At 39.3% G+C, this 9477-nt stretch carries 7 protein-coding genes and 1 tRNA gene; 1 reads left to right on the top strand and 7 read right to left on the bottom strand.

Features of this window, described 5'->3' with window-relative positions:
- Window positions 1-140 precede the first annotated feature (140 nt).
- Together ACP6PM_RS22180 and vapB are read right to left on the bottom strand one after the other, a co-directional pair.
- Entirely contained in the window at window positions 141-527 is a 387-nt protein-coding gene (locus ACP6PM_RS22180; protein WP_426588452.1) for a type II toxin-antitoxin system VapC family toxin, read from the bottom strand.
- Window positions 524-754, bottom strand: coding sequence for a type II toxin-antitoxin system VapB family antitoxin (gene vapB / locus ACP6PM_RS22175; RefSeq protein WP_426588450.1), 231 nt, complete (start codon window positions 752-754; stop codon window positions 524-526). The genes ACP6PM_RS22180 and vapB overlap by 4 nt, the downstream gene beginning before the upstream one ends.
- Before the next feature lie 803 nt (window positions 755-1557).
- Between vapB and ACP6PM_RS22170 the strand changes: the two genes are divergently transcribed.
- The gene (locus ACP6PM_RS22170) at window positions 1558-1926 is read left to right on the top strand and encodes a peptidoglycan-binding domain-containing protein (protein ID WP_426588448.1); all 369 of its coding nucleotides are present in this window, start codon (window positions 1558-1560) and stop codon (window positions 1924-1926) included.
- A 571-nt stretch (window positions 1927-2497) separates the two neighbouring features.
- Here the strand turns inward: ACP6PM_RS22170 and ACP6PM_RS22165 are convergent.
- The 5 genes from ACP6PM_RS22165 to ACP6PM_RS22145 all read right to left on the bottom strand — a co-directional run bounded on the left by ACP6PM_RS22165 (window position 2498) and on the right by ACP6PM_RS22145 (window position 9015).
- A complete protein-coding gene (locus ACP6PM_RS22165) occupies window positions 2498-3481 on the bottom strand; it encodes a tetratricopeptide repeat protein (RefSeq protein WP_426588446.1) in 984 nt (327 codons plus the stop codon).
- Window positions 3482-3641: 160 nt separating this feature from the next.
- The gene (locus tag ACP6PM_RS22160; RefSeq protein ID WP_426588444.1) at window positions 3642-4487 is read right to left on the bottom strand and encodes an RNA polymerase sigma factor; all 846 of its coding nucleotides are present in this window, start codon (window positions 4485-4487) and stop codon (window positions 3642-3644) included.
- Window positions 4488-5501: 1014 nt separating this feature from the next.
- Window positions 5502-5586, bottom strand: a tRNA-Ser gene (locus ACP6PM_RS22155).
- 357 nt (window positions 5587-5943) lie between these two features.
- Entirely contained in the window at window positions 5944-8397 is a 2454-nt protein-coding gene (locus ACP6PM_RS22150) for a ComEC/Rec2 family competence protein (RefSeq protein ID WP_426588442.1), read from the bottom strand.
- A gap of 141 nt (window positions 8398-8538) precedes the next feature.
- Window positions 8539-9015, bottom strand: coding sequence for a DUF4079 domain-containing protein (locus ACP6PM_RS22145; protein WP_426588440.1), 477 nt, complete (start codon window positions 9013-9015; stop codon window positions 8539-8541).
- Between the last annotated feature and the right edge of the window lie 462 nt (window positions 9016-9477).

Raw genomic sequence — 9477 nt, 5'->3', positions numbered from 1 at the left:
AGCCCCAGTATTTTTGAACTATAATACACCATTTTAAGCTTGACACGGCAGTAGGGTGCGTTAGAGAAGCGTAACGCACCTCTTTAATTATCAGTAATAAGAGTCATTATAATAAGATTCATTATCCATAGGTTGTCAATTCATTCCCATAATCTCTGAATTGGATAAGCATCAAATTTAGTATCCCGACTAATCAAAACAAGGGATCTATTCATTGCTTGAGCGATTAACATTCTGTCAAATGGATCGCGATGATGTAGAGGTAGATAACAAGTTTGCACGGTATCAATAAATGAAATAGGTAGTAAGAGAATATCTGAGAATTCAAGTTCAATCCCAATATTTTCATAGCTTCGTTGCAGTGATAACTTACCAATATTCAACTTAATAGCAATTTCCCACAGACTAACAATACTGAGATAAACCCTATCTGCTACATCAATCATATCTCTTATGTTATTAGGCAAATTAGAATCATTTTCAGATAACCAGATAAAGGTATGAGTATCTAACAAAAAATCACTCATTCCATGTATTCCTTAAAATCTGCCAACGGCTCATCAAAATCATCAGACAATGGTAGAACAAACGTGCCTTTTAAGATGCCTGAACGACGTTTTTTGACAGGATGCTGCTCTAGTGAAACATCTTTCGAGTAGTTTTTCACCAGATACTTAGCATAATGTAGAAGTTCTTGTTTGAGAGATTCTGGCATTTTTTCAATCGTTTGCAAAATTTCTGTGTCAATATTCATAGTTTGTCCTAGGTTATCTTTGTGTAAAATACTCCCGATGCTCCTGTGTAAAATACTATTATAGCATTTACATCAATTAAACGATTAAAAAAATTCAAAACTACAGAATCCGTAGCAAAAGGTGTAGGGTGCGTATTTACGGCTCAAATCACTCGCTGCGGGTTTGTATTAACAATCTGTCGTAACGCACCATTTAAGATGTGTTAGTCCAGTTACAACGGACATTAGATGGTGGGTTACATTTCATTAACGCACCCTAATGGACTGTTTCATCTTAAATAGTGCATTAGAGTTGTCATTGCGTTTCGGCTGTCGCCGACATGAAAAGCGCAGCTTTGCGATAGCAAACGATAGTGTTTGCGGAGCAGTCCGTCAGGATAGCAATCTCTGGCCAATTTCCTATTGCATGATTTTAGATGAAACAGTCCACTACAAGAGCTATTGTTAAAATCAACGATTTCTCCTAGAAACCGGGTTTCTTTGCGTAAGTCCTATATTATCAAAGAAAGGCCATCGCTTTTTTAATGGCTTCTTCTCCTCATTGGGCGATCGCTATATCAATAAAGGTACTAAAACGGCCACAAAATTTAGTGCAAAAGGGTTTTTGGCTTTGAATTGGGTTGAATGGGGTGAGTCGAGAGAAAAAAATTGGTGCTAACTCGAAAAATTCAGAAATTGGGTTTTGAGATCGTCTTAAGGGTGTAGAGACAAAAGACATCAAATAAAAAAGTTGTCGAATGTCGAAACCTGAAAAGGTTTTCCTACTAAACGTCAAATAATTAATTAAGCAAAAGAAATCCATCATGAGAACTAACACTATCAAGTCTAACTCTTTGCCAGCTAATGGTTCTGCATCAGATACTGGTTCTGTACCAGCTAATAGTCCTCAAGTAACTACTCAGGCTCATGCTAATGCTCCTTACGTCACCCACTTACCAGTTTTGAAAAAGGGAAAAGCAGGTGAAGCTGTCCGCTTTCTCCAGCAGTTCTTAATTTGCTACATGGGCTACAATTTGCTTTTCGACGGACAGTTTGGCTCCCAAACAGAAGGGGCAGTAAGGGATTTCCAAAGCTACTACAACTCCCTCGAAAAATCTAATCCTAACTACTTGATTGTTGATGGGATTGTCGGGAAAGAAACCTATCGTGCCATCGGTAATATGTTTTGCTAAAGATCCAGAATTAGTAAGGATATAGCACAGGGCGGTTAACTGAGCCCCTCCTCACCGCCCGTTACAATCATCCAATCGCTGATGACTGGTGACTGGTCACTAAATTACCCCCAACTCAACCCAAAATGCCTCGCTACATCCTGCCAATTAAGGCAGGATCGTATGAAGATAAGCGTTCGCTTCCCGTGACCTTAGGTAAATCGCGAAGCGCTAGCACTTTGGGCTAATCACCTATCTTGTCGGGTGCGTTAACAAAGTGTAGCGTACCTCTTTTGCTATCAGTAATATCATGTCTGGATAATTAGCGATCAAAAAACTTTCTCCTTCTTCTCCTCTTGTTCCTTCTTCTTTCTTGTTTCTTCCCTCCTGACTCCTGAGTCAGGACTCAGGAGGAGAGATAATCACAAAGATTTAGCAGTTATGACGATTGGAGAATTTTTTTATGTCCAATCAAACGGATTTGATATAACGCACCATCTAATGATGGATGGTGCGTTACATTTCATTAACTACAACAGCGGAGATCGCACTGATAATAATTGATACATAGACGATCGCCTTTCTAAAGAGCTTAAGCAACTGCCTGATTTTTACCTATGTCAGACAAACACCGGGTATAATAACACCACCCATTAGGATTATTTGGGTACTCCTCAGTAAACTTCTTCAATATAGCTACACTTTTTGCTGACTCTCCTCGCAACCGATAATACTCAGCCTTTAACTGGTGAGCATCAGCAGAGTGGGGAGCCAGTTTCAATACAGCATTAACCATCTTTTTAGTCTGCTTCCCCTCCTCACCCAATACTAATTTCATCCGGCAACGATACGCCAAGCGTCGTTTTAAAACTAAGTAATCATCAGGAACTAACTCTTCTGCTCGACTTAACTTCAACTCCGCCTCCTCAAAATGACCCACTGCTAGGAGTGCATCATAACTGTGAATCAAGGCAACAATATCATCTGGCTGAATTGACAAGATTTGCTCAAAAGCTCTCAATGCAGCCTGAGCATTATTCAGTTCCATCTGAACTCGCCCCAACGCCAACCAGTGAGATGGATTTTCTGGCTCAGAAGATGTGGCTTTCTCAAACATTTTTACTGCTTTGTCAGGGTGACGGCGACAGACTTCTATCAAACCCTGGATATGATGACCAGTAGCAACATTACTAGATAATGGCAAGGCTTTGTCATAAATCTTAATTGCCTCACTCACCCTTCCCATCAACTGTAAAAGCTTCCCCAGTTTCAACCCCACTTGAATTAATTGAGGTTGCCGCTCAATAACTTGGTGATATTCCTCAACAGCTAGCTCCCAGTTTCCACTTTCATATAGCAGATCGGCTAATTCCAACCGTTTCTTCCATCCAGAAGGATACTGCTGCACATATTTAGTTAAGGTTTTCAATTTCTGCTGTTGTCGGGTGGGTTTTTTCTCTAATACCAGTTGTACATTTAACTCGACCTTTGAAGATTGGGATAATTTTACTAAACAGGGGGTAAAAACAGAAGCTGAAATCTTACCTAAAGATACTCTTTCCTTACTTTTTTTCATTTTCAAATTTTTTAGTGGTAAATGGCAAAGGTTATGTTATAGTTAAATGATTAGGTGACGTTCCCGCCGATTTTAAGCCTGTGGAGAAGATACGTTACAGCCCATGAGGCAGTGGTCTTGAGTGAAGTAGGAAGCTTGTCTCCAAAGCTCAAACCTCGGTTTAGATAAGTTTGGGTAAGTTCAGCAGAACGGCTAGTGTTTCTAGACATATTGCTGTTACCTGATAATTGATTTGCTCAAAATTGCACTCGGTTGTCATGGAAAGAGGAGATGGAATTACTGATTTTTCTGATTGAAATTCATCCAAAATCTCATCCTCTCCAACCTCTTTTAACAAGAGGGGAGAATCATCCATTCCTGATAGATACGGCTTCAATTGCTTTTGCAGAATTTCTCGCCCCTGTTGGATGCGTTTGTAAACGTTATCCACAGAGAGACCAAGTTTTTTGGCAATGTCTGGGTAAGACATATCTTGGTAAAAATGCAGAATAAAAGGCTCTCGCAGTCGGGGTGGCAGAATCTCTATTTGACGGCGGATGTACATTTGTAACTCGCCACGGAGAATAGCTGATTCAGGAGAATACTCACTAGAAGCTAATGTCTGGTCTTCTCCTACTGCCATTTCTTCAATACTTTCAACACCCATTGCACCTCTGTGACGTTTTCGATGCAGATCCACGCAGAGGTTATGAGTCATTCGAGTTAGCCACGCTTTGGGATTAGTAATTTTTTCGGCGTGGTGTGGTAGTTTTTCCCACGCCTTCATTCTGGCAAGACTTAATGCTTCTTCCGCATTCGTGCGATCGCCTCCCATCCAAGTTATGCAGCGACCGTAAAGATAGTCTTGATATAATAACCATAACTGCCAAAAGGCGGTGTGTTCGCCAAGAGATATACTTTTCAACAAATTATTCTGGTCTAATTCTGTTTCTGTTTTAAGTTTTTTTAAAGGAATAGAGCGAACTCTATCGGGAATTTTATGACCTGGAAAAATACTTAGGGTCATTTAGTGTAATCCTCGGTGTAAGTATTAATTCGGATGTAAATATTGGTAATGCAGAGCGCAAAGTCTGGGAGAAGTAATACCGTTTCACAGAAGTCAAAAGTCAACCCACCCCTAACCCAACCCACCCCCGCCCCTCCCAGGAGGGGAGCCAGGAGGGGAAGTAGGGGCGAATGGCCATTTCGCTGCGCGACATGAAACGCCAGTACAAAAGTTAAAAGTAAGATTTTATCAGCTCAAAACTTTGACGCGCTCAGTAATTTCAGGAAATTATTTTACATTTAAAGTTTGAAACTATTTGTGACATCTTTAAAGTGAATTGTTATAAGCAAGTCGTTCCAACTCCAAGGAGCGATATAGCTACACGCTTGCTGCGCATTTCATCTTGGCAATAGCCAAAACGCTAACTCTGACCTTTCTTCTGCTGTATTGCCTTTGCGACCATGAAGTCAAATCTAATTGAAATAAGGGCGTTGCTGAAGCACGGGTATGATTTTGAAACTAGGGAGTAGGAAGTAGTCCTAATAAATAATTAGGGAATAATTAGTGTTTGAGATACATATTTATAATTCATACCTAGGTTATGCAACGCCGAAATAGGTGACCACCAAACTTACTATTATAGCGCTAGGGAATAGGGAATAGGGAACAGGGAACAGTTGACTATCAAAAGGTTTCAGGATTTAGAAATGTCCTAACCTATTTGCGTAGTGCTATACCTCAGTCTGTTCCTAGACTTTCTTGATGTACTAGCGAATAATTTGTATCTCAACCTTGTTTCACTACAAATAATCCTAACTAATGTTTATTTGCAGTGACGAAAAATGACATTTAATTGCAGATTGAATCTTGACTCACTCTCAAAATAAATTTCACACATAGTCAATGTGAATTTTTTTTTCACATTCGGTACAGGAACAGAAAAATCAGAAAAGATGATCGATCTTAGACTAGGAAATGTTTTTCCAACTGTTCCCTGTTCCCTATTCCCTATTCCCTGCCATACATAATTTTCAACGGAGAGGGTGGGATTCGAACCCACGGAAGGTCTCCCTTCAACAAATTTCGAGTTTGCCGCATTCGACCACTCTGCCACCTCTCCCAGACAAGTCAAAAGTCAAAATTAAAAAGTCAAAAGTGATTTTGGAGTTTTGACCATTAAGATGAGCAAAATATCATTTATTATATCATATAAAATCCGGTTATATCATGTCCGGATAATCAGTGATAAAAAAGTTTTTGTTTGTAGTAGGGCTTCATTAGGGCTGAAGCCCTACTACGAACTTTAATTATAACTATTTAACCGGATATAATATTATACAGTAATCGTAAAATTACTTCATCTTTAGACAAATTTTCTATTGAAAACTAATTTAAAAATTCATGCTATTCAAATCCTTTCTTTCTCCTGACTCCTGACTCCGAGCGCAATACGGTAACTAATTACCCGAATTCTATATCAAAGAAAAGAACTATCAACCTGATCTGATTCTAAAGTAGTTTGAAAGCCCGTAACAGGAGTCCATCTAATCCCACCATCACGACCTGTCCAAAATAGAGGAATATTATTTTCTTGAAAAAATTCTATCATCTGTGGATGGACAGAATTTGCCGAAGCGATCGCTACTTCTGGCCGAATAATATTCAATAACTCTGGATTCAGCTTATTTCCCGGCCACCAAAGTACCTGAGTCTGCTGAAAACTTCTTGCTGCTAATAACTTACTCTGTTCGGACAGTTTAGTATCTCCTAATAATAACCAACTTTGGCCACGAATCATAAATTCTACAACTGGGGTCTCAGAATTAATTAATTTCATCTGTGTAGAACCCAACTCAATATTTTGATTATTTACCACAGTGTAGTAATTAGCCTGACTCTTTTGCAGAGCATCAAACACGGGTTGATTATTAGTTTTATAATTCTTTTCATCATCAGCTTCTACATCATAAAAAGTTTTAACTCTCAAGCTATCAAAAATATTAGACCAACCCCGACTCAGACCTTTTTGAGAATGAACAGCAATAGACCAATCAATTTTATTAATACCTTGCTGCCGTAAGAATGGTAATACAGTAAACCTGGCGGTATTTTCATCTCCAACATTGACCAGGATTACTTTACCTCGGTCTTGAATCACAAGCACTGGTTCTGAAGATGAATCAAGAATCGTAGCTTGAACCACAGAAGTCCAAGTATACCAGAGAGGAATAACAATAATAGCGATCGCCAAAATTACACCCCATTGCCAAAACTTCAGAGGCAACTTTTTCTTTTTGCCCTTATATACTTCTGGGGGTCTACTTCTCAAAAACCATGTAGCAAAAATCAACCCATATAGCACAACCAACTGATAAACCGATATTGCCCCTACTGCCACTTGATTTCCTGGCAACTTGCTAAAAAACTGCACAATTTCAATCAAAATCCTAACTGGAAAATACAAAATTCCAGCACTCAAGCTACTTACATAAGGGGAAATTAAAGCCAGCATTGCACTAATAAATCCACCCAAAGTAATTACAGCAACCAGAGGTGCAGTAATAATATTCACAAAAATAGTATAAGGCGAAACCACATAAAACACTGATAGCAATAGAGGTAACGTCCAAACAGAAGCAGCAATGGGAATAGCAACTAAAGAAGCAATACCAGAGGGCAACCAATCCAACCGTTTCATTAAAGGTGGCACTGTTACCAATAATCCTAGAGTTGCCAAGAAACTCAACTGAAATCCTAAATCCCAAATCCACAGAGGATTGATTAATAACAGCAAAGTAGCAGCCAAAACTAGAGAAGCTAATGGTTTAACCTGGCGTTGGGAAACAATTGCCAGCAAAGCTGCTAAACCCATAAAAGCTGCTCGCAATACCGAAGGCGAACCACCAGTCAAACCCACATAGATAATTAAAGTAAAGATACCAAAACCAAATCTTGCTCCTGAAGGCAAATTTTTCGTCAAAGTCAGCACCACGCCTAAAATTAACGAAACATGAAAACCTGATGCTGCCAATACATGAGCTAAACCCACCTGCACAAACTGGTCTCGTAGCTGATAAGACAAATCTACAGCTCTACGTCCTAAAACCATTGCACTTACCAGAGGACCCTCTGGCACTCCCAAGGAACTTACCTGAGCGCGAATAATCCGCTGTCGAACCTTATATAATCCCCAAGCATTACTACTTTCTTGGTTAGTAGTAGTAAGTTTATAACCTGCAACCCCAGCAAAAGAACCTTGTCTAGCTAAATAAGCACGAAAATCAAAGCCTCCAGGATTAGTCGCTGGTGATGGTTTATATAAAGAACCAGTTATTGCCACTAATTCACCAGGATCAATACCTGTTGCTTGCAGAAGGGGTACTGTAACGTAAAGTTTTCCTGTAACATCTTGGTGTACATTTGCCGAACCATCAGTACCAACTATTTCACTTACTTGAGCTACTTTTAGCCAAAGTTGTGCTTTTTCAGAGCGAGTCTTGCGGGGTGAGGAAATAACTCTTCCACGAACCGTAACTACTTGTTGTTTAGACTCACCATCAACTGGGATGATTTTACTAATATCGCTTGCTGTAGGTTGGGGTACTCGAAATTGAAAATAAATACTGGCAAAAAAAGCGATCGCTCCAGCAGTTATCCACAACCAATTTGAATTTAGGAGTGATTTTCTAGTTCTTTTGGAGAGAGAATCTGGAAATTCACCACTTCTGAGTAAGTCTTCAGAAGTTATTTTCTGCTGAGAAGTTGTGATTACTTTAGCTGACCTGCGTAAATTTTGTCGGTATCTTTGTTGTACGATAATTGCTAATACTAATCCTATAGTTAGTACAGCATATATACCCCAAGGTACAATAGTAGATATTAGCCCCATTATGTAAGCTAGGCAGATGACGAGCGCTAAAGCTTGATTCATTTTTTAGTAAGGAAGAAGGAAGTTAGACCTTTGTTTGTAGTTGGGTTTTAGCCCCCTTAAATATTTGGGCTAAAGCCCAACTACGAACCTGATTATTATGTTAAAAACATTAACGTTTAACTACCATGAACGATAAATAATTTAGATAGCTAAACCTAGTCTTAAACCTAACACTGCATGAACAAACATTATACAAAGTGCGATACTACCTAGGTAAGCGTGAGTAGTGCGCAATTCTGCTTGATTTCCACCAAATTTTGTTAGGGAAATAAAACCATTAGTTGCTAGTAGTGCCAATACTACTGAACCCGTCCAAAAATGGGGACTTTCAAATATTTCTTGTTCCTGCATTACAAGAGATAATACTCCACCTGTGTAACCTAATGCCATAAATAGAAACATAAATGGTGCGATTTTCCGATGATTAGAACCACTTTCTATCGCTATTGCTTCATCAGTGACTACTCGTCTACGCCATCCGGTAAAACCAACAAAACTACCCATGGCAAATACAACTATCGCCATCATTAGTGGGTGTCCCCAATGTACAATTGGTTCGGGAGTACCAAAATTGCGGAATATCTCAGCTATTGGTTCTAAATATTCTCTGATTTGCATTCTTCTTTTCTCTGGGTTTTTAGTATCAAGTTTATAAGTTTAACAGAACTTAGGCATCAAAACAATAAACCGGGTTTATTGCTCTGATTATTGTTTTTCGCGCTAATGCGAAATTTCATTGATCAACCCAGTTTCTGTACCAGTCCTATTTACAGCAGTTTCGGAGGCGTGTGAGGTACAAAGTTTTATTGTCCTAGGGAACACTTAACTGGGAACGGGAAACAGGGAATATAAAATAAAAAAAGTAGTCTTATGACTGTACCTTAGCATCCTCAAAAGTGCTTTCATTAATGGATAATTGATAATTACCTCTGGTTAAAACCGCACGGGAATTGAATATAAGGAAATATTATTTCTTTTCTCAAGGGGAGATTGGATATGGCGAGGAGACCTCGCCATCCCATCCTACGGACTGCTCCGCAAACGACCGCTCTCTTGGTCGATTGGATATGGCGAGGAGAC

It is taken from the genome of Dapis brunnea BLCC-M229, assembly GCF_050015995.1.
Lineage (GTDB): Bacteria > Cyanobacteriota > Cyanobacteriia > Cyanobacteriales > Microcoleaceae > Trichodesmium.
Note: the sequence above shows the minus strand (reverse complement) of the source record. Positions and strands in the feature narration are given on the sequence as shown.